22 protein-coding genes are annotated in these 20,759 nt (G+C 73.2%); 12 read left to right on the top strand and 10 right to left on the bottom strand.

Translation table 11 applies throughout. The features are described from left to right. The first annotated feature begins 117 nt into the window (after nucleotides 1-117). The 11 genes from LDL48_RS32685 (at nucleotide 118) to LDL48_RS32635 (ending at nucleotide 10,094) form a co-directional block, all read left to right on the top strand. Complete coding sequence (locus LDL48_RS32685) at nucleotides 118-2,358, top strand: exo-beta-d-1,3/1,6-glucosidase (RefSeq protein ID WP_225258984.1); 2,241 nt, start codon at nucleotides 118-120, stop codon at nucleotides 2,356-2,358. Between the two features lie 27 nt (nucleotides 2,359-2,385). Beyond that, nucleotides 2,386-3,345, top strand: a complete 960-nt coding sequence (locus LDL48_RS32680; RefSeq protein ID WP_308016519.1) for a phosphotransferase — start codon at nucleotides 2,386-2,388, stop codon at nucleotides 3,343-3,345. Between the two features lie 19 nt (nucleotides 3,346-3,364). Then, nucleotides 3,365-3,718 (top strand): ArsR/SmtB family transcription factor, encoded by a 354-nt coding sequence (locus tag LDL48_RS32675; protein WP_225258983.1) that lies wholly within the window; start codon nucleotides 3,365-3,367, stop codon nucleotides 3,716-3,718. Between the two features lie 38 nt (nucleotides 3,719-3,756). Further along, nucleotides 3,757-5,148 (top strand): M20/M25/M40 family metallo-hydrolase, encoded by a 1,392-nt coding sequence (locus LDL48_RS32670; RefSeq protein WP_225258982.1) that lies wholly within the window; start codon nucleotides 3,757-3,759, stop codon nucleotides 5,146-5,148. 41 nt (nucleotides 5,149-5,189) lie between these two features. Then, on the top strand, nucleotides 5,190-5,486 hold the full coding sequence (locus LDL48_RS32665; RefSeq protein ID WP_225258981.1) for a putative quinol monooxygenase: 297 nt from the start codon (nucleotides 5,190-5,192) through the stop codon (nucleotides 5,484-5,486). After that, nucleotides 5,483-6,262 carry an SAM-dependent methyltransferase gene (locus tag LDL48_RS32660; protein ID WP_225258980.1) on the top strand — a complete coding sequence of 260 codons (780 nt, stop codon included), beginning with the start codon at nucleotides 5,483-5,485 and terminating at the stop codon, nucleotides 6,260-6,262. The genes LDL48_RS32665 and LDL48_RS32660 overlap by 4 nt, the downstream gene beginning before the upstream one ends. Further along, nucleotides 6,259-6,729 (top strand): mycothiol transferase, encoded by a 471-nt coding sequence (locus LDL48_RS32655; protein ID WP_225258979.1) that lies wholly within the window; start codon nucleotides 6,259-6,261, stop codon nucleotides 6,727-6,729. Before LDL48_RS32660 ends, LDL48_RS32655 begins: the two co-directional genes overlap by 4 nt. 155 nt (nucleotides 6,730-6,884) lie before the next feature. After that, nucleotides 6,885-7,628, top strand: coding sequence for an SDR family oxidoreductase (locus tag LDL48_RS32650; RefSeq protein ID WP_225258978.1), 744 nt, complete (start codon nucleotides 6,885-6,887; stop codon nucleotides 7,626-7,628). Between the two features lie 39 nt (nucleotides 7,629-7,667). Continuing rightward, the gene (locus LDL48_RS32645; protein ID WP_225258977.1) at nucleotides 7,668-8,444 is read left to right on the top strand and encodes an SAM hydrolase/SAM-dependent halogenase family protein; all 777 of its coding nucleotides are present in this window, start codon (nucleotides 7,668-7,670) and stop codon (nucleotides 8,442-8,444) included. 327 nt (nucleotides 8,445-8,771) lie between these two features. Beyond that, nucleotides 8,772-9,398: a lytic polysaccharide monooxygenase auxiliary activity family 9 protein gene (locus tag LDL48_RS32640; protein ID WP_225258976.1), complete on the top strand. Its 627-nt coding sequence runs from the start codon at nucleotides 8,772-8,774 to the stop codon at nucleotides 9,396-9,398. Between the two features lie 180 nt (nucleotides 9,399-9,578). Continuing rightward, on the top strand, nucleotides 9,579-10,094 hold the full coding sequence (locus LDL48_RS32635) for a hypothetical protein (protein WP_225258975.1): 516 nt from the start codon (nucleotides 9,579-9,581) through the stop codon (nucleotides 10,092-10,094). A gap of 6 nt (nucleotides 10,095-10,100) precedes the next feature. Here the strand turns inward: LDL48_RS32635 and pheT are convergent, their stop codons facing one another. The 3 genes from pheT to LDL48_RS32620 all read right to left on the bottom strand — a co-directional run bounded on the left by pheT (nucleotide 10,101) and on the right by LDL48_RS32620 (nucleotide 14,884). Next, nucleotides 10,101-12,578, bottom strand: a complete 2,478-nt coding sequence (gene pheT / locus LDL48_RS32630; protein ID WP_225258974.1) for a phenylalanine--tRNA ligase subunit beta — start codon at nucleotides 12,576-12,578, stop codon at nucleotides 10,101-10,103. Between the two features lie 4 nt (nucleotides 12,579-12,582). Then, nucleotides 12,583-13,644, bottom strand: coding sequence for a phenylalanine--tRNA ligase subunit alpha (pheS, locus tag LDL48_RS32625; RefSeq protein WP_225258973.1), 1,062 nt, complete (start codon nucleotides 13,642-13,644; stop codon nucleotides 12,583-12,585). 196 nt (nucleotides 13,645-13,840) lie between these two features. Then, entirely contained in the window at nucleotides 13,841-14,884 is a 1,044-nt protein-coding gene (locus LDL48_RS32620; protein WP_225258972.1) for a zinc-dependent alcohol dehydrogenase family protein, read from the bottom strand. 29 nt (nucleotides 14,885-14,913) lie between these two features. On the opposite strand from LDL48_RS32620, the gene LDL48_RS32615 reads away from it, so the two are divergent. Beyond that, a complete protein-coding gene (locus tag LDL48_RS32615) occupies nucleotides 14,914-16,350 on the top strand; it encodes an alpha/beta fold hydrolase (RefSeq protein ID WP_225258971.1) in 1,437 nt (478 codons plus the stop codon). A gap of 168 nt (nucleotides 16,351-16,518) precedes the next feature. Here the strand turns inward: LDL48_RS32615 and LDL48_RS32610 are convergent, their stop codons facing one another. The 7 genes from LDL48_RS32610 to LDL48_RS32580 form a co-directional block, all read right to left on the bottom strand. Next, nucleotides 16,519-17,301: a TrmH family RNA methyltransferase gene (locus tag LDL48_RS32610; protein WP_225258970.1), complete on the bottom strand. Its 783-nt coding sequence runs from the start codon at nucleotides 17,299-17,301 to the stop codon at nucleotides 16,519-16,521. A gap of 213 nt (nucleotides 17,302-17,514) precedes the next feature. Continuing rightward, nucleotides 17,515-17,907: a 50S ribosomal protein L20 gene (rplT, locus tag LDL48_RS32605; RefSeq protein WP_184991627.1), complete on the bottom strand. Its 393-nt coding sequence runs from the start codon at nucleotides 17,905-17,907 to the stop codon at nucleotides 17,515-17,517. 37 nt (nucleotides 17,908-17,944) lie between these two features. After that, nucleotides 17,945-18,139: a 50S ribosomal protein L35 gene (rpmI, locus tag LDL48_RS32600; RefSeq protein WP_071807036.1), complete on the bottom strand. Its 195-nt coding sequence runs from the start codon at nucleotides 18,137-18,139 to the stop codon at nucleotides 17,945-17,947. 22 nt (nucleotides 18,140-18,161) lie between these two features. After that, complete coding sequence (gene infC, locus LDL48_RS32595; RefSeq protein ID WP_225259046.1) at nucleotides 18,162-18,806, bottom strand: translation initiation factor IF-3; 645 nt, start codon at nucleotides 18,804-18,806, stop codon at nucleotides 18,162-18,164. Between the two features lie 311 nt (nucleotides 18,807-19,117). Beyond that, nucleotides 19,118-19,555, bottom strand: coding sequence for a PH domain-containing protein (locus tag LDL48_RS32590; RefSeq protein ID WP_225258969.1), 438 nt, complete (start codon nucleotides 19,553-19,555; stop codon nucleotides 19,118-19,120). Nucleotides 19,556-19,572: 17 nt separating this feature from the next. After that, nucleotides 19,573-20,415, bottom strand: coding sequence for an ATP phosphoribosyltransferase (hisG, locus tag LDL48_RS32585; protein ID WP_225258968.1), 843 nt, complete (start codon nucleotides 20,413-20,415; stop codon nucleotides 19,573-19,575). Between the two features lie 47 nt (nucleotides 20,416-20,462). Beyond that, nucleotides 20,463-20,726: a phosphoribosyl-ATP diphosphatase gene (locus tag LDL48_RS32580; RefSeq protein WP_225258967.1), complete on the bottom strand. Its 264-nt coding sequence runs from the start codon at nucleotides 20,724-20,726 to the stop codon at nucleotides 20,463-20,465. Nucleotides 20,727-20,759: the final 33 nt, after the last annotated feature.

Raw genomic sequence — 20,759 nt, 5'->3', positions numbered from 1 at the left:
AACCAGTTGCGGACATGTGAGCTGAACCACTGACACGTGTGAGTTCCGGAACCGGGACGGGCCCCGCGCCGGCCGGTGAACTGTCAAACTTCGGAAAACCGCGAACCGGAGGCATGTGTGACCGAGGCTTTCCCGTACCGGGACCCTTCGCTGACCGTTGAGCAACGACTCGACGACCTGATGGCCCGGATGACGTTGGCCGAGAAGGTCGGGCAGATGCTGCAGCTCGACTCCCGCGGCGACCTCAAGGAGATCGTCACCACCAGGCTGGCCGGCTCGATCCTGCACACCTCGCCGGCGCGCCTGCTGGAGGCGAACGACCTGGTCGCCGGCACCCGGCTCGCCATTCCGCTGCTCACCGCGGAGGACTGCATCCACGGGCACTCGTTCTGGCCCGGCGCCACGGTGTTCCCCACCCAGCTGGCGATGGCGGCGACCTGGGACGCCGGCCTGACCGAGCGGGTCGCCCGGGCCACCGCGGTCGAGGTGGCCGCCACCGGCATCCACTGGACGTTCTCCCCCGTGCTGTGCATCGCCCGGGACCTGCGCTGGGGCCGGGTGGACGAGACGTTCGGCGAGGACCCGTTCCTGATCGGTGAGTTGGGCTCGGCCATGGTGCGCGGCTACCAGGGCGGCGGCCTGACCGACCCGACCGCGATCCTGGCCACCGCGAAGCATTTCGCCGGCTACTCCGAGACCCAGGGCGGCCGGGACGCCAGCGAGGCCGACCTGAGCCCGCGCAAGCTCCGGTCGTGGTTCCTGCCGCCGTTCGAGCGGGTCGCCCGCGAGGGCGTGGCCACCTTCATGCTGGGCTACCAGTCGATGGACGGCGTGCCGATCACCGCGAACCGCTGGCTGCTCAACGACGTGCTGCGCGGCGAGTGGGGATACACCGGCACGCTCGTCACCGACTGGGACAACGTCGGCCGGATGGTCTGGGAGCAGCAGGTCTGCACGGACATCACCGAGGCCGCCGCGGTCGCGGTGCGGGCCGGCAACGACCTGGTGATGACCACGCCGGGCTTCTTCGAGGGCGCCCAGGCCGCGGTCGCGCAGGGCCGGCTCACCGCCGACGAGATCGACGCCGCGGTACGCCGGATCCTGCGGCTGAAGTTCCAGCTCGGGCTGTTCGAGGACCCCCGCGGCCCGGACCCGGAGCGGCAGGCGGCGGTGATCGGCACCGCCGGGCACGCCGCGCTCAACCTGGAGGTGGCCCGCCGCTCGCTGGTGCTTCTGCGCAACGACGGCCTGCTGCCGCTGGACCCGGGCGGCGAGCCGCTGCGGGTGGCGGTGCTCGGCCCGAACGCGGACGACCCGCAGGCGCAGCTCGGCGACTGGGCCGGCAACTCCGGCCAGGTCGACTGGATGCCGGACGGCCAGCCGCGGGAGATGATCGAGACGGTGCTGGACGGCGTCCGCGCGCTGGCGCCGCCGGGCTGGCAGGTCACCTACGCCCGGGGCGCGGACGTGGAGGAACTCGTCCCGGACCCGGTCGGCCCCAGCTACCCGGACGGGCAGCCCCGGCCGCCGATCTCGCAGGCCGCGCCGGTCGACCCGGAAATGATCGCCGAGGCGGCGGCCGCGGCCCGCGCCGCCGACGTGGCGGTGGTGGTGGTCGGCGACACCGTCGCGCTCACCGGCGAGAGCAAGTCCACCGCCACCCTGGAACTGCAGGGCGGCCAGATCGCGCTGCTGGACGCGGTGGCCGCCACCGGCACGCCGACCGTGGTGGTGCTGGTCAACTCGAAGCCCGCGGTGCTGCCCGCGTCGGCGCTCGGCGCGGCCGCGCTGATCCAGGCGTTCAACCCCGGCATGTGCGGCGGCCGGGCGATCGCCGAACTGCTGCTCGGGCTGATCGAGCCCAGCGGGCGGCTGCCGATCTCGGTGGCCCGGCACGTCGGTCAGCAGCCGGTCTACTACAACCAGATCCGCGGCCAGCACGGCCGCCGCTACGCCGACATGACCCAGGACCCGCAGTTCGTCTTCGGTGAGGGGCTGAGCTACACCACGGTGGAGTACACCGACCTGGTGGTGCACGAGCCGCGGGTGCCCGTGGACGGCACCGTGCACGCGTCGGTCCGGCTCACCAACACCGGTTCCCGGCCGGCGCTGGAGACCGTGCAGGCGTACATCAGCGACCTGGTCACCAGCGTCACCTGGGCGATCCGCGAGCTGAAGGCGTACCGGCAGGTGCTGGTGCCGGCCGGGGAGACCGTGGAGGTGCGGATCGAGGTGCCGGCCGCGGAGTGCACACTGGTCACTGCGGACGGTCGGCGCGTGGTCGAGCCCGGCGAGTTCGACCTGGAGGTCGGGCCGAACTCACGCGACCTGCTGGCGGCGCGGTTCCGCATCGACTGAGCCGGACCGGGTGATCAGGAGGGGCGCGTGCTGACTCCGCCGCTGGACCTGAGCGAGCAGACGCTCGGCGCGACCCTGACCCGGGAGTGGGGCGTCGCGGTGGCGTCGATGGCGTACCGGCCGGTGGGGTTCGGCAGCCACCACTGGGTGGTGACCGACCACGCCGGCACCGGGTGGTTCGCCACGGTGGACGACCTGACCAAGGGGGCCGGGCCGGCCGAGCCGGCGTACCGCGACCTGTGGCGGGCGCTGGACGCGGCGCGCGGGCTGCGGGCGCACGGCGCCGAGTTCGTGGTGGCACCGGTCACCACCGCCGGGGACGAGCCGGTCGCCCGCCTCGGCGAGCGGTACGCGGTGGCGCTGTACCCGCTGGTGGACGGCGAGAGCTTCGCCTTCGGCGGGTACCCCGACGAGGCACACCGGCAGGCCGCGCTGGAGATGGTCCGGGCGGTGCACGCCGCGCCGCCGCCGGTCCGGGACCGGGCCCCACGCGAGTCGGCGGTGCCGCACCGGGACGCGCTCGAGGCGGCGCTGGCCGGCGACCTCGGCGACACCGGCCCGTACGCGGGGCGGGTGGCGGAGCTGTTCGGCGCGTACCCCGGGCCGGTGCGGCGGTTGCTGAGCCGCCACGACGCACTCGCCGCCGGGGCGGGCCCGGACCGCTCGGTACTCACCCACGGCGAACCGCACCCGGGGAACACCATGCGCACCGCCGCCGGCTGGCGCCTGATCGACTGGGACACCGCCCGGGTGGCGCCGCCGGAACGGGACCTGTGGCTGCTCGGCGACGAGGTGCGCCGGTCGTACGCGGAGGCCACCGGCATGGTGCCCCGGGCCGACCTGCTGGAGATGTACCGGCTGCGCTGGGACATCGCCGACCTGGCCGTGGAAGCGGACCGGTTCCGCCGGCCGCACACCGGGACGGCCGACGACGACCAGGCGTTCGCCGTCCTGCAGAATCTGATCACCGGACTGCCCACCAGGTAGGGCTCCGTTGGAGGCAGGCATGGGCACCGACCCGGAAGCGACCGCGGCCGCGGTGTTCACCGCGCTGGCCGACCCGACCCGGCGGGCGCTGCTCGGCGAGCTGGCCGCGCGCGGCCCGGCCACCGCCACCGACCTGGCGGACCGGCTGCCGATCTCCCGGCAGGCCATCGCCAAGCACCTGGCCCTGCTGTCCGACGCCGGGCTGGTGGCCGCGGAGCACGGCGAGCGGCGGCGGGTCCGGTTCCGGCTGCAGTCCGGCCCGATCACGGTGGCCCAGTCGTTCCTGGCCGTGCTGGCCACCGAGTGGGACCAGCGCCTGAGCCAGCTCCAGGGCCACCTGGAGGGACCGGGGCGCACGGTTCGGGATCGATAACCGTGGACATTGCGGCCGGTGTGGACCAGAGTTTCGGTATGGCAGACCGGCGTGCGTTCCTGTCCGTGTCCGCGGCGGCGGCCGTCGCCGGGCCCCTGCTCGGCGACTCGGAGCCGGCCGCGGCCGGTGACCGGGCCCGGCCCCGCCCGCAGGCGCCCGACCGGGTGCTGCGGGACGTGCTGCGGGAGATCGACCCGGCCCGGATCGAGCGGACCGTGCGGCGGCTCGCCGCGTTCCACACCCGGCACACGCTGTCGGTCCAGGACGATCCGGAACGCGGGATCGGCGCCGCCCGGGACTGGATCTTCGAGCAGATGCAGGGGTACGCCGCCGCGTCCGGCGGCCGGATGACGGTGGAACGGCAGTCGTTCGTGCAGCCCGTGTCGTCCCGCATCCCGGAGCCGACCACGATCACCAACGTCATCGCCACCCTGCGCGGCGACACCGCCCCGGACCGGATCTACGTGCTGACCGGCCACTACGACTCGCGGGTCACCGACGTGATGGACGCCACCAGCTATGCGCCCGGTGCCGACGACGACGCCTCCGGGGTCGCGGTCGCGATGGAACTGGCCCGGGTCCTGGCCACCCGGCGCACCGAGGCGACGCTGGTGTTCGCCGCGGTGGCCGGCGAGGAGCAGGGCCTGTACGGCTCGGCGCACCTGGCCCAGGCGTACCGGGACGCCGGCGCGGACGTGCAGGGCATGTTCAGCAACGACATCGTGGGCACCGGCGACGCCCACGACGGCAGCCGGCCCGACCCGCGTACCGTGCGGTTGTTCGTCGAGGGGGTGCCCACCTCCGAGACCGCGCAGCAGGCCACGGTGCGGCAGTCGGTCGGCGGCGAGAACGACGGCCCGTCGCGCCAGCTGGGCCGCTTCGTCCGGGACGTGGCCGCGAACCCGCAGACCGGCATGGACGTCCGGGTGATCTGGCGCCGCGACCGCTACCTGCGCGGCAGCGACCACATCTCGTTCCTGCAGCGCGGCTACCCGGCCGCCCGGTTCACCGAGCCGCGGGAGAACTTCCGCCTGCAGCACCAGGACGTGCGCGTCGAGGACGGCGTGCAGTACGGCGACCTGCCCGAGTTCTGCGACTTCCGGTACATCGCCCGGGTGGCCCGGGTGAACGCGGCCGCGCTGTGGTCGCTGGCCCAGGCGCCGGGCACCCCGAAGGGTGTGGTCATCGACACCCGGCAGCTCACCAACGCCACCACGCTGCGCTGGCAGCGCGGGACCGAACCGGACCTGGCCGGCTATCAGGTGCTGTGGCGCGAGACCACGTCGCCGGACTGGACCCACGTGGCGGACGTGGGCGACGTCGACACGGTGACGGTCGACATCTCCAAGGACAACGTCTTCTTCGGGGTACGCGCGGTGGACCGCGACGGGCACCGCAGCCCGGTCGCCGCGCCGCTGCCGTCCGGCTGACCCGGCACCCCGGATCGCGCCGCCTGCCCTAGCCTGGGCACATGTCCTATGGCTATGCCGGCACCATGCGCGCCGTTCCCGGCCGCCGCGACGACGTGGTGGCGATTCTGCTCGACGCGGTGGACGGCCTGCGCGGCGCCGGCTGCTCGGTGTATTCGGTGAGCGTCGCGGACACCGACCCGGACCTGATCTGGGTGTACGAGGTCTGGGACAGCAAAGCCGACCACGACGCCTCGCTGCGGTTGCCGGAGACCCGCGCCGCCATCGCGGCGGCCATGCCGATGCTCACCGGCGAGTTCACCAGCCGGGAGACCACGGTCGTCGGCGGGCTGCCGTGACCGCCGCCGAGGAGGCGCTGACCCTGCTGCGCCAGCCGGACCGCTATCCGCGGTCCGCGGCCTACGACCCGGAGTGGCTGCTCAGCCTGGACATGGGGCCGAACCCGCTCTGGCTGCTCGAGGACCTGTGCCGGGACCTGGACCTGCGGCCCGGCATGCGGATCCTGGACCTGGGCTCCGGCATGGGCGCCACCTCGGTGTTCCTGGCCCGCGAGTTCGGCGCCGAGGTGGTCGCCGCGGACCTGTGGGTGGCACCGGAGACGGCCGCCCGGGTGTTCGCCGAGGCCGGCGTCGCGGACCGGGTCCGGGCGGTCCGGGCGGAGGCGCACACGCTGCCGTTCGACGCGGAGTCGTTCGACGCGATCGTCTGCATCGACGCGTTCGAGTACTTCGGCACGGCCGACAACTACCTGCCGTACCTCGTCGGTTTCCTCCGGCCCGGTGGCCGGCTCGGCGTGGCCACCCCGGCCATGCGCCGGGAGGTCCGCGACCTCGGCGCCGTCCCGCCGCACATCAAGGCGTGCGTGGGCTGGGAGGCGATCGCCTGGCACACCGCCGAGTGGTGGCGCTTCCAGTGGGAGATCACCGAACTGGTCACGGTGACCGCCGCCCGGCTGCAGGAGCACGGCTGCGACGACTGGCTGCGGTGGGCCCGGGCGGGGCTGGCCCGGACCGGGTCCACCACCAACGAGAGCGTGGTCGCCATGCTGGCGGCGGACCGCGGCGAGCTGCTCACGTTCGCGCTGCTCGCCGCGGTCAAGGCCGGCCCGCGGTGACCGCGGAGTTCCCCGGCGGCACCCCCGACGAGCTGGAGCTGTACCTGCGCTGGCTGGCGTTCCTGCGCGGCGCGGTGCTGCGCAAGGCGTCCGGCGTCACCGACGAGCAGGCCCGCTGGCGGCCGGACGGCCGCCTGCTGCCGCTGATCGGCATCGTCAACCACCTGACCGGGGTGGAGCGGCGCTGGGTCGACGGGCAGATGCGGGGCGGCCCGGTGGACAAGCCGGCCGACGAGTACACCCCCGGTGCGTCGCTCACCGTCGCGGCGGCGCTCGCCGCATACCGGGACCGCGCCGACCGGACCGACCGGGCGGTGCGGTCGATCGGCGACCTGTCCACCCCGTCGCGGTACGGCCACGGGACCGACCTGCGGTTCGTGCTCCTGCACCTGATCAACGAGACGGCCCGGCACGCCGGGCACGCCGACGCGGTGCGGGAACTGCTCGACGGTACGGTCGGCGAATGAGCGATCGTGACGGCGGACCCGGCGCGGCGCCGGAGCCTGATCCGGCGCTGAAGCCCGCCTCTGCGCCGGCGCCGGATGTTGCGCTGAAGACCGCCTCTGCGCCGGCGCCGGATGTTGCGCCGAGACCCGCCTCTGCGCCGGAGCCTGATGCTGCGTTGCGGCCCGGTGCGGCGCTGGTCACCGGCGCGTCCCGCGGTCTCGGCGCGCGGATCGCCCGGCGGCTGGCGGCGGACGGCCGGCCGGTCGCGGTGAACTACCGCTCGGACGCGGACGGCGCCGCCCGGGTGGTGGCCGACATCGTCGCCGCCGGTGGACGGGCCGCCGCCTTCGCCGCCGACGTCACCGACGAGACCGAGGTCCGGGCGATGGCCGCCGCGATCCGCGCCGAACTGGCACCGGTGCAGGTGGTGGTGGCCAACGCCACCGGGCCGCAGCCGCTGGTGCCGGCCGGCGAGGTGACCTGGCAGCAGCACCTCGACCAGCTCGCCTTCTTCGTCAAGAGCCCGACCCTGCTGATGCAGGCCACCCTGGACGACATGCGGCGGCTCGGCGGCGGCCGGATCATCCACATCGGATCCGACTCGTTCGAGCGGGCGCTGCCCGGCGCGTCGGCGTACAACGCGGCCAAGGGCGCCCAGATCGGGCTGGCCCGCACCTGGGCCCGCGAGCTGGGCGGGTACGGCATCACGGTGAACGTGGTCGCGCCCGGCTGGATCCCGGTGGAACGGCACGGCGAGATCACCGAGGAGAACAGCGCCGGGTACGTCCGGGACGTACCGCTGGGCCGCCTCGGCACCCCCGAGGACATCGCGGACGTGGTGGCGTTCGTGGCCTCCGACGCGTCCCGCTTCGTCACCGGCGAACGGATCACGGTCAACGGCGGGCACACGATCGACTGAAGTCCGGCAGCCCTCCGCCGCCCGTTCTAGGCTGCCATCATGCTTGTCACCGTCGTCGCCGACTACGGCCTCGGAGACCTGGCGTTCGCCGAGGTCCGCCAGCGGTTCGCGCTCCTGCTCCCGGACGCGAACGTGGCCGCCATCCCGGTACCCCCGTTCGACACGGTCAGCGCGGGCTTCTGCGTCGCCCAGCTGGCGTTCGGCGAGGGCCCGGCCGACCGGGTGGTGTACGCGAACGTGGCGCCCCGCCAGGACGAGGACGAACCCCGCGCGGACAACGCCGGGGAACGACTGGTCGCCGCCCGCCTCGACTCGGGCGTCCTGGTGGTCGGCGTGGCCGCCGGCGCCAGCATGTCGTTCCTGGCCGACGAGGGAGTCCGGCTGCACGCGGTGAACGTGCCCGACGCCGGCTCCCAGTTCCGTTCCCGGGACGTCTTCCCGCCCGCGGTGGCCGCCCTGGTCGCGGGCGACGACAAGCTGCTCGGCGAACCGGTCCCGGTGCGCCCGGCCCCGCGCCGGGCGGTGGCCTACACCGACGGCTACGGCAACCTCAAGACCACCTGGTACGACCCACCGGCCGAGACCGGCTCCCCGGTGCGGGTACGCATCGGCGGCGCCGTGGTCGAGGCAATCGTCAGCGACGGCGTCTTCACCGTCCCGGCCGGCGCGGTGTCCTTCGCACCCGGAAGTTCCGGCTGGCCACGCGGCGACGGCGGCGGCGACCGGGTGAGCTACGAGTTGTTCGCCCGCGGCGGCAACGCGGCGGAGCTGTTCGGCAACCCGCCCTCCGGCACCCCGGTCGAGGTCGTCGGCTGACCCGCGGGTCCGCTAGAAGTCGCCGGCCAGTCCGGTGTGCCCACCGCCGCCCACCGCCAGCCTGGTGACCAGAGAGGCACATCGCCCCGGCCACCGTCAGGAGCGCCGAGCGGCTTCCCCGGCCGTACCCTCGCCGATCGACTATCATCGCTGCGTGGGAGCGCTTCCATGTTTCGATTCGGGTAGCTCTAAGGGTGTTTTCCGGAAATTTCATGGAAGTTACGGTTGTCACCAGCCCGCCACAAGTTATACATTGATGTCAATCAATGTCACTTTGGAGGCTTGATGTCCGCGACACATCCCCGACGGTCCCTGGCGATCCGCGTCATGACCGTCGTCGCATCTGCTGCCGCACTGTGCACCACCGCCCTGGCCGCCCCGGCCTCGGCGCACGGTTCCGTGGTCGACCCCCCGTCCCGGAACTACGGCTGCCTCGAACGCTGGGGCGGCGACCACCTCAACCCCAACATGGCACAGACCGACCCGATGTGCGCCCAGGCGTGGCAGCGGGACCCGAACGCCATGTGGAACTGGAACGGCCTCTACCGGGAGAACGTGGGCGGCAACCACCAGGCCGCCGTTCCGGACGGCCAGCTCTGCAGCGGCGGCCGCACCCAGAGCGGCCGGTACGCCGCGATGGACACGGTGGGCAACTGGATCGCCGCGAACAAGCCGCGCCAGTTCACCCTGAACCTGCGTGACGAGGCCCGGCACGGCGCCGACTACCTGCGCATCTACATCACCCGGCAGGGCTTCGACCCGACCAGCCAGGCGCTGACCTGGGGCAACCTCGAGCTGGTCACCACGACCGGCCGGATCGCCCCGGCGGGCAACTACACCGCTCAGGTCAACGCCGGATCGCGCACCGGCCGGCACGTCGTCTTCACCATCTGGCAGGCCAGCCACCTGGACCAGCCGTACTACCTCTGCAGCGATGTGAACTTCACCGGCTGACGTTCGGCGTCAGACCCGGCTGGGCCGGCCCTTCGGTGCGGAGGGCCGGCTCGGTCGTCAGCTCCCGAGTCGACGGAGGTCGACGTGGCACAACCGACAGATGAATCCCCGACGGAAGAAACCCCGGCAACCGGTCAACGACCGCGGTGGCGCACCTGGCTACCGCGGATCTTCGCGGTTGTGGTGCTCCTCGCCGCCGGCGCGTTCGCGCTGGTCCGCCTGGAGGTGATCGGCGGCCCGTCCCCGGAGGAACGCGCCGCCACGGTCAACGACGCCATCACCCAGCGGATGACCACGACGCTGGAGCAGATGCCCGCGACCGGCCACGCCGGGCACGGCGCCACCGACGCGAAGGGCACCACGGTGTGCGGCGTCCGGGTGTACGGGTACGAACCGAAGGACGCGAAGACCGCGGACGACGTGGACACCGTGTACGGCTTCCACATGTGCGCGGTCGCCGAGCCGAAGGGCACCTGGGACTTCGCCACCAAGTTCGTGGCGCCGCTGATCATGAAGTTCGACACCACGCCGCCGACGATGCAGATGGTCGAGGCCACCGAGACGGTCAGTTACCGGGACCGCATCTTCCAGGTGCTCCCGGCGGAATACCAGCAGCAGGCGTTGACGAGTGCGCTGGAGCCGGCGGCCATGGCCGAACTGCGGCGCCGGTTCGACGCCGCAGTCGCGTCCGCCTGAGGCCGGTCACGCCCCGCGCAGGACGGCTCCGGTGCGGGCCGCGGCGGATGCCACCGCCGCGTCCCGCGCCGCGACCGCCTCCTCCACGGTCAGCGTCCGGTCCGGCGCGCGGAACGTCAGCTTGTACGCCAGCGACCGCAACCCGGCGCCGAGCTGGTCGGAGGCGTACACGTCGAACAGGTACACCGACTCCAGCAGCTCGCCGGCACCGGCCACCAGCGCCGCCTGCACGTCCGCCGCCGGCACCGTCGCGTCCAGCACCAGCGCCACATCGATCAGGGCCGGCGGGTACGTGGACAGCGCCGCGGCCTGCACCACCGGCGCGGGCGGGACGGCGTCCAGGTTGAGCTCCATGGCGCACGTCCGCTTCGGCAGTTCCAGCGCGGACACCACGGCCGGGTGCAGCTCGCCGGCGTGACCCAGGACCACGTCGTCGACCAGGACCGCGGCGCACCGGCCCGGGTGCCACGGCGCGTACTCGGCGGCGCGGACGCTCACCCGGTCCGCCGGTACGCCCGCCGCGGACAGCGCGATGCGGGCCGCCTCGACCGCGTCCGCCCAGGTCGCCGCGCGACCCGAACCCCACCAGCCGGCCGGCTCGACGTCGCCGGCCAGCACCGCGGCCAGGTGCCACGGCTGGTCCGGCACGATCCGGTTGGCGGCGGCCCACTCCGCGTCGGTGGGACGCCGGTCCACGGCCATCGGCCCGGGCGCCGTCTCCACCAGTCGCGGGCGGAACACCTGGCCGGCCTCGTACAGCGCCAGCTCGCGCAGCCCGCGCCCGAGATTGCGCTTCAACGTGGCCAGCAGTGGCGGCAGCAACGACGTGCGCAGCTGCGGCTCCTCCTCGCTGAGCGGGTTGGTCAGCCGCACCGCGCTGCGCCGCGGGTCGTCCGGGGCGAGACCGAACGCGTCGTGCACCTCGGGCGCCACGAACGGGTACGACAGCACCTCGACGTACCCGGCCTCGGCGATCGCCCGGCCCACCGTACGGCGGCGGCGTTGCACCGCGGTCAGCCCGCCACCGCCCGGCGCGGGCGGCAGCAGGCTGGGGATCTCCTGGTAGCCGCCCAGCCGGGCGACCTCCTCGACCAGGTCCGCGGGGGCCAGCAGGTCCGGCCGCCAGGACGGCGGCGTGACCACCAGCGGGTCGGTGCCGGTGACCGTGCAGCCGACCCGGCCGAGCAGGTCGACCACCTGGTCCGCGGAGTACGACACGCCGATCCGCCGGGCCGGCAGCGTCGGGTCCAGCTCGACCGGCGCCGGGGGCACCACGTGGTCGATGTCCAGCACCCGCTCGTCCACCGTGCCGCCGGCGTACTCGGTCAGCAGTTCCACCGCCCGCTGCAGCGCGACCAACGGCAGCTGCGGGTCCACCCCGCGTTCCCACCGCTTCGCGGCCTCGCTGAACAGCCGGTGCCGGCGCGCCGTGCGGCCCACCATCACCGGGTCCCAGTGCGCGGCCTCGAGCAGCACGTCCACCGTGTCCGGCTGCCACTCGCTGGTCTCCCCGCCCATCACCGCGGCCAGCGAGATCGGCCCGGAGTCGTCGCAGATCACCATGTCCTCGGCGTCCAGCACGCGGGCGACGCCGTCCAGGGTGGTCAGCTTCTCCCCCGGCGTGGCGCGGCGCACCACCAGGCCGCCGCGCAGCCGGTTCAGGTCGAACACGTGCATCGGCTGGCCGAGTTCGAGCATCAGGTAGTTGGTGATGTCGACGGGCAGCGAGATGGCCCGGACGCCGGCCGCGATCAGGCGGCGCTGCATCCACTCCGGCGACGCCGCGTGCGGGTCGATGCCGCGCACCACCCGGGCCGCGAACCGGTCACAGCCGACCGGGTCGTCCACCCGCACGGGGTACGGCGGTTCGGCGGTCGCGCCCGGTGCCGGCCGGTCCGCCGGGTCGGTGTACGCCGTACCGAAGTGGTACGACAGCTCGCGGGCCATGCCGCGCAGGCTCATCTCGTACCCGCGATCCGGGGTGATCTCCACCTCGACCAGCACGTTGTCGAGCCCGACCACTCCGCGCGCGTCCGCACCCGGCTCCGCGGCCCCGGCCGGCAGCACGATGATGCCGGAGTGGTCGTCGCCGAGCCCCAGCTCGCGGGCCGAGCAGATCATGCCGGCCGACATCCGGCCGTAGGTCTTCCGCGCGCCGACCGCGAAGCCGCCGGGCAGCTCGCCACCGGGCAGGATGACCACGACCAGGTCGCCCACGGCGTAGTTGCGGGCGCCGCAGATGATCTCCTGCGGTGCCGCGTTGCCGACGTCGACCAGGTTGAACCGGATCGGCTTCTTGAACCCGGTCAGCTCCTCGATCTCCAGCACCCGGCCCACCACCAGGCCGCCCTTGACGGTGGCGGCCTGGTCCACGATGGACTCGACCTCCATGCCCAGGTCGACCAGCGCGGCGTCGAGCTGTTCCGCGGTCAGGCCGGCCGGCAGCTCGACGTACTCACGCAGCCAGGACAGTGTCGTCTTCACGGCGTCAGACCTCCATGCCGAAGGTACGGGTGAACCGGACGTCGCCCTCGACCATGTCGTGCATGTCGGAGACGCCGTTGCGGAACATCAGCGTGCGCTCCACGCCCATGCCGAACGCGAAGCCGGAGTAGCGTTCCGGGTCGATGCCGCAGGCGGTCAGCACCCGCGGGTTGACCATGCCGCAGCCACCCCACTCCACCCAGCGCGGGCCGTCGCGGTGCTGCTCGAACCACACGTCGAACTCCGCGGACGGCTCGGTGAACGGGAAGTAGTGCGGCCGCCACCGGGTCTTCGCGTCCGGCCCGAACATGGCCCGGGCGAAGTGGTCCAGCGTGCCGCGCAGGTGCGCCATGGTGATGCCCTCGTCGACCACCAGGCCCTCGATCTGGTGGAAGACCGGGCTGTGCGTGGCGTCCAGCTCGTCCGACCGGTACGCCCGGCCCGGGCTCACCACGAAGATCGGCGGCTGCCGGGTGAGCATGGTCCGCACCTGACCGGGCGACGTGTGGGTACGCATCACCAGCCCCGGCACGTCCACGTAGAACGAGTCCATCGAGCCGCGCACCGCGTTGTCCGGGCCGATGTTGAGCGCGTCGAAGTTCACCCATTCGAGTTCCAGCTCGGGACCCTCGACGATCTCGTAGCCCATGCCGACGAACAGGTCGGCCATGTGCTCCATCAGCGTGGTCAGCGGATGCCGGGCGCCCCGCGGCCGGCGGTCCCAGGGCAGCGTGACGTCGACCCGCTCCTCGACCAGCACCCGGGCCGCGCGCTCCAGCTGCAGCTCGGCGAGCCGGGCGTCGAACGCGCCCTGGATGGACTGTCGCGCCACGTTGACGCGCTTGCCGGCGTCGGACTTCGCGGCCGGCGGCAGCGAACCGATCTCCCGCCGCGCCAGCGAGACCGGCGAGCGGTCGCCCAGATGCACGGACTTCAGCGCGCCGAGCGCGTCGAGGTCGGCCGCGGCGGCGAACGCCTTCCCGGCCTCCGCGACGGCGTCGTCGAGCGCCTCGGGAGCGAGCAGGGCAGCCTGCTTCGGATCGTACGGATCGTTGCGGTAGGACATGAACTCCCCCACTGAAGGATGACCATCGGGCAGTGTACGGAGGCGCGGCTGGGCCGCCGCCCGCCGGTCAGGGGAGTGCGCGCAGGAGAGTCAGACCCGGCGCCCGCGACCAGCGGGCCGGGTAAAGCTCCATCGTCTGCGCATGCCGTCAGCATACCTCCGGCCGCCACCGCGTTTCGCCGGTCCCACCCACCGCTCAGGCGGTGGTGGCGACCGTGATCCCGGCCCCGGCGGCGACCGGGTCGTCCATGGCCACCAGCGCCGCCCCCGCCTCCGCCAGTCCGATCACCCGGCCCACCAGCCGCCGCGGCCGGAGACGCCCGTCCGCCACCATGGCCAGCATCGCCGGATAGTCGGCCGCGGCCATCCCGTGCGAGCCGACGATCTCCAGCTCCTGCTCCACCACCACGGTCCAGGGGATCGGCGCCCGGGCCGCGTCGCCGAGCATCAGGCCGACCTGTACGTGCCGCCCGCGCCGCCGCAGGCTGCGAATCGAGGCGTCCGCCGTGGCCGCCGAGCCCAGCGCGTCCACCGACACCTGCGCGCCGCCGTCGGTGACCGCCCGGACCGTGGCGTCCACCGACGGCGGCGCGTCCGGCGCCAGGGTGACCTCGGCACCCAGCTCGGCGGCCCGGGCCCGGGCGGCCGGCGACGGATCCACGCCGACCACCCGGGCGCCGGACGCCACCGCGATCATGACGGCGGAGAGCCCGACTCCCCCGCAGCCGAACACCGCCACCCAGTCGCCCGCGCCGATCCGGCCGTGGCCGTGCAGCGCCCGGAACGCCGTGGCGAACCGGCATCCGAGCGCCGCGGCCTCGACGAAGTCGATGCTCTCCGGCAGCCGGACCAGGTTGAGGTCGGCGGCGTGCACCGCCACCCGCTCGGCGAACGAGCCGGCCTGGGTGAAGCCGGGCTGGGTCTGGTCCGGGCAGACCTGCGCCTGGCCGCGGAGGCACCACGCGCACCGCCCGCACCCGTTCACGAACGGGCTGGTCACCCGGTCCCCCACGGCGAACCCCCGGACCCGCGCACCGACCGCGGCCACCACCCCGGCGAACTCGTGCCCCGGCGTGTGCGGCAACGGCACCGGCTCATGTCCGCGCCACGCGTGCCAGTCGGACCGGCACACCCCGGTGGCCCGCACCGCGACGACCGCACCGTCCTCGGCGCACTCCGGCTCCGGCACCGACGCCATCCGCGGCGCCGCCCCGACCGCGTCGTACACGACCGCCCGCATCGCACCCCCTCGCTCGGTATAGTTCCGCCATGCGCATACAGCGATGGATGTCGATGTTCGCCGGAGCGGTGCTGGTCCTGATCGCGGCGCCGGCCATCGCCTCCGATCGGGACAATACGCTGGCCTGGGGCCCGTGCGACGGCATCGACCACCCGCGGCTGCAGTGCGCCACGGTGCGGGTCCCGCTCGACTACAGCCGTCCGCACGGGCGCACCATCGAGATCGCCGTCTCCCGGCTGCCGGCCACCGATCCGGCGCTGCGGCACGGCGTGCTGCTCACCACGGGCGGCGGCCCCGGCGGTCCCGGCGTACCCCGGCCGGCCGAGTTCGACGGCGTGCTCGACCCCGGCGTCCTGGCCCGGTACGACCTGATCGGATTCGACATCCGGTTCATCGAGCGCAGCACGCCGATCAGCTGCGGTCAGGCCGAGGAGGAGGCGGGAGCCTACTGGGTCCGTACCGCCGGGGTCCGGCCCTTCGCCGCGGACGTCGCCGAGGCGAAGAGCTACGCCGCCGGTTGCGCCCGGACCGCCGGCTGGGCGCTGCCCCACGCGACCACCGCGAACGCCGCCCGCGACATGGACCGGATCCGGATCGCCCTGGGCGAACGGACGATCTCCTACTGGGGGTCGTCCTACGCCGGTTTCGTCGGCGCGACCTACTCGACGCTGTTCCCGGCGCGGATCGACCGGCTGCTGCTGGACAGCCCGGTCAACGGCGACACGGTCTGGCGCGACTTCGAACTGAACCGGACGCCGGAGTTCGAGCGGAACTTCGACACCTTCGCCGACCTCGTCGCGGCCGGCGACGCCACGTACCGCTTCGGGGCCACCCGCACCGAGGTCAAGGACAACCTCCTCGCGCTGCTGGCGACCGGGTCGGTGGTCGGCGAGGAGGAATGGACCCGCGACGAACTCGGCTACTACCTGGTCCTGGCCGTCATGGTCGACGCCCTGCGCCCGGCGATCGCGCTCGACCTGGCGTCGATCCGCGACGGCGCCCCGCCACCCGTCCCGTTCCCGGTACGGCCGGCCGCACCGCCCGGCGTGCCGCCGGACAATCACACCGCGGTGAACATGGCCGTCCGCTGCGGCGACAACGCCTGGCCCCGGAACCCGGCCGACTACCGGGCCGACCTGGACGTCTACACCGCGAAGTACCCCTCCTTCGGCAGCAGCAACGCCAACATCACCCCCTGCGCGTTCTGGCCCACCGCCCGCGACAACCGGGTACCGCTGGCCGGCAACCGTGCGCACGGCGCGCTCATCCTGGCGGCCCTGGGCGACGCGTCGGTGCCACCCCGCAACTCCCGGGCGGTCCAGGCGGCGATCCGCGGCTCCCGGATGGTCATGGTCGACAGCCAGTACCACGTACCGTTCCCGTACGCCGGCTCGACGTGCGTCAACGACGCGGCCACCGCCTATCTGGTGACCGGCCGGCTCCCGGCGGCGGACCGGGCCTGCTGACCGCACCGGTCACCGGCGCCCCGGCCCCTCGCCGCCGGGCAGGCGGCCCGCGCCGGCGCCTGCGGCCGCCGCCAGTCCCGGCGCCCCCGGCCACTGCCAGTCCCGGCGCCCGCGGCCACTGCCAGTCCCGGCGCCCGCGGCCACTGCCGGTCCCCGCCGCCCGACCCGTCAGCGCATGGCCCGGGCGGACGCGTACAGGCAGACCGCCGCCGCGGCCGCCAGGTTCAGGCTCTCCGCGCCGCCGTAGATCGGCACCCGGACCCGGTGGTCGGCGGCGGCCAGCAGGTCGTCCGGCAGGCCGTGCGCCTCGGAGCCGAACAGCCACGCGGTCGGCCGGGTCAGGGAGCCGTCGTCGAGCAGCCCGTCCACGTCGTCGTCGCCGTAGCCGGTGGCGGCCAGCACCTGGAGTCCGGCGTCGCGCAGGGCGGCGACCACGCCGAGGCCGGCCCGGTCGCGGACGACGTCCGTGTGGAACAGGGAGCCGGCGGAGGCGCGTACACATTTGCCGTTGTAGGGGTCGACCGCGTCGCCGGCGAAGACGACCGCGCCGGCCCCGGCGGCGTCCGCGGTCCGGAGCACGGTGCCGGCGTTGCCGGGGTCGCGGATCTCCGCGGCCACGGCGACCAGGCGGGGGGACTTGGCGAGCGCGTCGGCCAGCGGTACGTCGATCTGCGTGCACACCGCCACCAGGCCCTGCGGCTGTACCGTCTCGGCCAGCGCGGCCAGCGCCTCGTCGGTGACCGGGGAGACGGCGGGGGCGGTGGCCGCCAGATCGGCGTGGCGGGCCAGGGCCGGTTCGGTGCCGAAGAGTTCCAGCACCGCACCGGCGGCCAGGGCTTCCCGGACGGCCTGCGGTCCCTCGGCGAGGAAGCGGCCGGTCTGGTCCCGGTCCCGGCGGCGTTGCAGGCGCCGGGCGGCGACGACCCGCGGCGTCCGCGGCGTGAACGTCATCAGGTGCTCCGGGTGGTCGGCACGGTCGCTTCGGAAGTGGTCGGCACGGTCGCTTCGGGAGTGGTCGGCACGGTCGCTTCGGGAGGCCGGCACGGTCGCGGAACCGGCAGACCGCGGCGCGATCGGCGGGGCCCGGCCCTACCAAGCGTCGAGGCGCCTCCCCGCGGGACGAACCGCGACGGAAGACGCCTCTGCACTGGTGGTACTGCTGGTTCAGGCAGCCTGCGCGGCAGCGCCGCCGGTGCCCTCGGCCGCCACGGCGGCCCGCGCGATCTCGACGATCGCCGCGAACGAGGCGGCGTCGTTGACGGCCATGTCGGCCAGGATCTTGCGGTCCACCTCGACGCCGGCCAGCTTCAGGCCCTGGATCAGGCGGTTGTAGGTCAGGCCGTTGGCCCGCGCGCCCGCGTTGATCCGCGTGATCCACAGCTGGCGGAAGTCGCCCTTGCGGTCACGGCGGTCGCGGTACGCGTACTGCATCGAGTGCAGCACCTGCTCCTTGGCCTTGCGGTACAGGCGCGAGCGCTGCCCGCGGTAGCCGCTGGCCGTCTCCAGCAGCGTACGGCGCTTCTTCTGGGCGTTCACTGCCCGCTTGACGCGTGCCATTTCGGTACTCCTAACAGGGGAACGTGTGTGGCGCGCGTCAGCGGCCCAGCAGCTTCTTTACTCGCTTGGTGTCGGCCTTGGCCACAACCACGGTGCCGGTCATCCGGCGGGTGACATGGGAGGACTTGCCCTCGAGCAGGTGGCGCTTGCCGGCCTGCTCACGGACGATCTTGCCCTTGCCGGTGACCTTCACCCGCTTGCCCATGCCGGTGTGGCTCTTCATCTTCGGCACTTAGAACGCCTCTTTCTGATAACTACTCTGCGGTTGCGGCGCTGGTGTCGGCAGCGGCCTCGGCCTCGGCCGGCGGTGCGTCGGCAACGTCACCCTCACGGGGCTCCCGGGGTGGGCGTGCGTTGGCCGCGATGACGGCTGCCGCGGCGGCCTTGGTGGCCCGGTGCGGAGCCAGCACCATGATCATGTTTCGGCCGTCCTGCTTGGGGCTGGCCTCGACGAAGCCCAGCTCCGAGATTTCCTCGCTGAGCCGGCGCAGGAGGCGGAAACCCAGCTCCGGACGGCTCTGCTCACGACCACGGAACATGATCGTCACCTTGACCTTGTCGCCCGCCTTGAGGAACCGCACCACGTGACCCTTCTTGGTCTCGTAGTCGTGCGGGTCGATCTTCGGCCGGAGCTTCATTTCCTTGATGACGGTCTGTTGCTGGTTGCGCCGGGCTTCGCGCGCCTTGAGTGCCGACTCGTACTTGAACTTGCCGAAGTCCATGAGCTTGCACACCGGCGGGCGCGCCATCGGCGCTACCTCGACCAGATCCAGGTCCACGTCCGCTGCCAGCTGAAGGGCGCGCTCCAGGGGGACGATGCCCACCTGCTCACCCTCCGGGCCGACCAGTCGGACCTCACGTGCCCGGATCTGTTCGTTAACGCGTGGTTCGACGCTGATGGGGCCTCCTCAGAACGATCTACTCACGCCTCCCACGGCGGGAAGCGCTGTCTGCCAATGGCGGTCGGCCCCGCTCGCCCGCGGAATCCGGGGGCGACGAGAAAGCAGAAGGCCCCGGCAGATGCCAGGGCCCGCTCGACCGGTCATCGGCGTCCATGAGGACGCGCACCGTCCCCGGGGTATTCCCGGGGCGGTTGACCGGACCCGGACACCGAAGCGGTGACAGGGTGGGAACCGGCGGGCTCCTCTTTCGCGCCCATCCTCCGACGAGAGGGCAGGCGTGGTCGACTCGGCGTGAAGTCTACCAGAGGTCAGGTTCCGGCGTGGAAGGCCCGGAGTGTCCGCACACCGTCGACCGCGTACCCCTTGTCGACCGCCTGGAGTGCGTGGACCGCGACCGTCTCGTCGTCGTGCAGCTCCAACATGGCCCACGGCGAGTTGCGGTCGAACCGGACCGCGCGCACCACCGACCAGGGCAGCTGATAGGAGCCGATGACGTTGCGGACTCGCACGCCCTCCGCGTCGGCGCGCACCCGGGGCCGGGTCAGCGCCAGGATGCCCAGCCCGGTGAGCACGCCGAGCCCGATCATCGCGGTCTGGTCGCCGCGGGCGAACTGGCCGGGCCCCTCGCCGGTGGCGCCGTGCAGGCCGAAGCTCAGCACGGTGAACAGCACCACCACGGCGGCCGCGGAGATCGCGGCCACCCAGCGGATCCGCCGCGGGCGGTACTCAACCGTCTGATCCGTCACGGATCCGATGGTAGAACTCATAGCCGGCAGTTGGAGATGTCGGTGACCAGGATGGCGCGGGCGCCCAGGTCGTACAGCTCGTCCATGATGTGGTGCACGTCGTTGCGCAGCACCATGGCCTCCACCGCCACCCAGCCCTCCCGGTGCAGCGGCGACACCGTGGGCGACTCGATGCCCGGGGTCAGCGCGGTGGCCTTGTCCAGCAGGTCGGCCCGGACGTCGTAGGCCAGCATCACGTAGCTGCGGGCCACCAGGACGCCCTGCAGCCGGCGCATCGGCTGGGCGAAGCGGTCCTCGGGCTCGCCGGACCGGGCGATCAGCACCGCCGACGAGCGCAGCAGCGGCTCGCCGACCGTGACCAGGCCGGCCTGGCGCAGCGTCGCGCCGGTCTCCACCACGTCCGCGATCACGTCGGCGACGCCCAGCCGGATGGCGTTCTCCACCGCGCCGTCCAGCCGCACCACCTCGGCGGTCAGCGAGTGCTCGGTCAGGTAGTTCTGCACCACCCCGGGGTACGCGGTGGCGATCCGCCGGCCGCCCACGTCCACCGCGTCGGTGTTGCCGCCGACCGGCACGGCCCAGCGGAACGTGGCCCCGCCGAAGCTCAGGTCGAGCAGTTCCCGGGCCGGCACGCCGGAGTCGACCAGCAGGTCACGGCCGGTGATGCCGAGGTCGAGGTCGCCCGAGGCGACGTACGTGGCGATGTCCCGCGGGCGCAGGTAGAAGAACTCGACGCCGTTCGCCTCGTCCCGGCAGACGAGATCCTTGGGGTCGGTGCGCTGGCGGTACCCGGCGTCGCGCAGCAGCTGGGCGGCCGGGCCGGAGAGGGTGCCCTTGTTCGGAATGGCGATGCGCAGCATCTCGGACGTGCTCCTTCGAGATCGGTGACGGGCGGTGGCGGCGCACGTCACAGATGTCGGTAGACGTCCTTGAGTTCGAGACCGGACGCGATCATCAGCACCTGGGCCTGGTAGAGCAGCTGGGAGATCTCCTCGGCGGCGCGCTCCGGCCCCTCGTGCTCGGCGGCCATCCACGACTCGGCCGCCTCCTCGACGACCTTCTTGCCGATGAAGTGCACGCCGCGGTCCAGCGCCGCGACGGTGGACGAGCCGGGGGTACGCTGCTCCGCCTTCGCCTGCAGCTCGGCGAACAGCTCTTCGAACGTCTTCACAGGATGGGATTGTGGCAGCTCATCACATGATGG

The sequence above is a fragment of the Jidongwangia harbinensis genome (assembly GCF_020216025.1).
GTDB lineage: Bacteria > Actinomycetota > Actinomycetes > Mycobacteriales > Micromonosporaceae > Actinoplanes > Actinoplanes harbinensis.
This window is presented reverse-complemented; position numbering and strand designations above follow the sequence as displayed.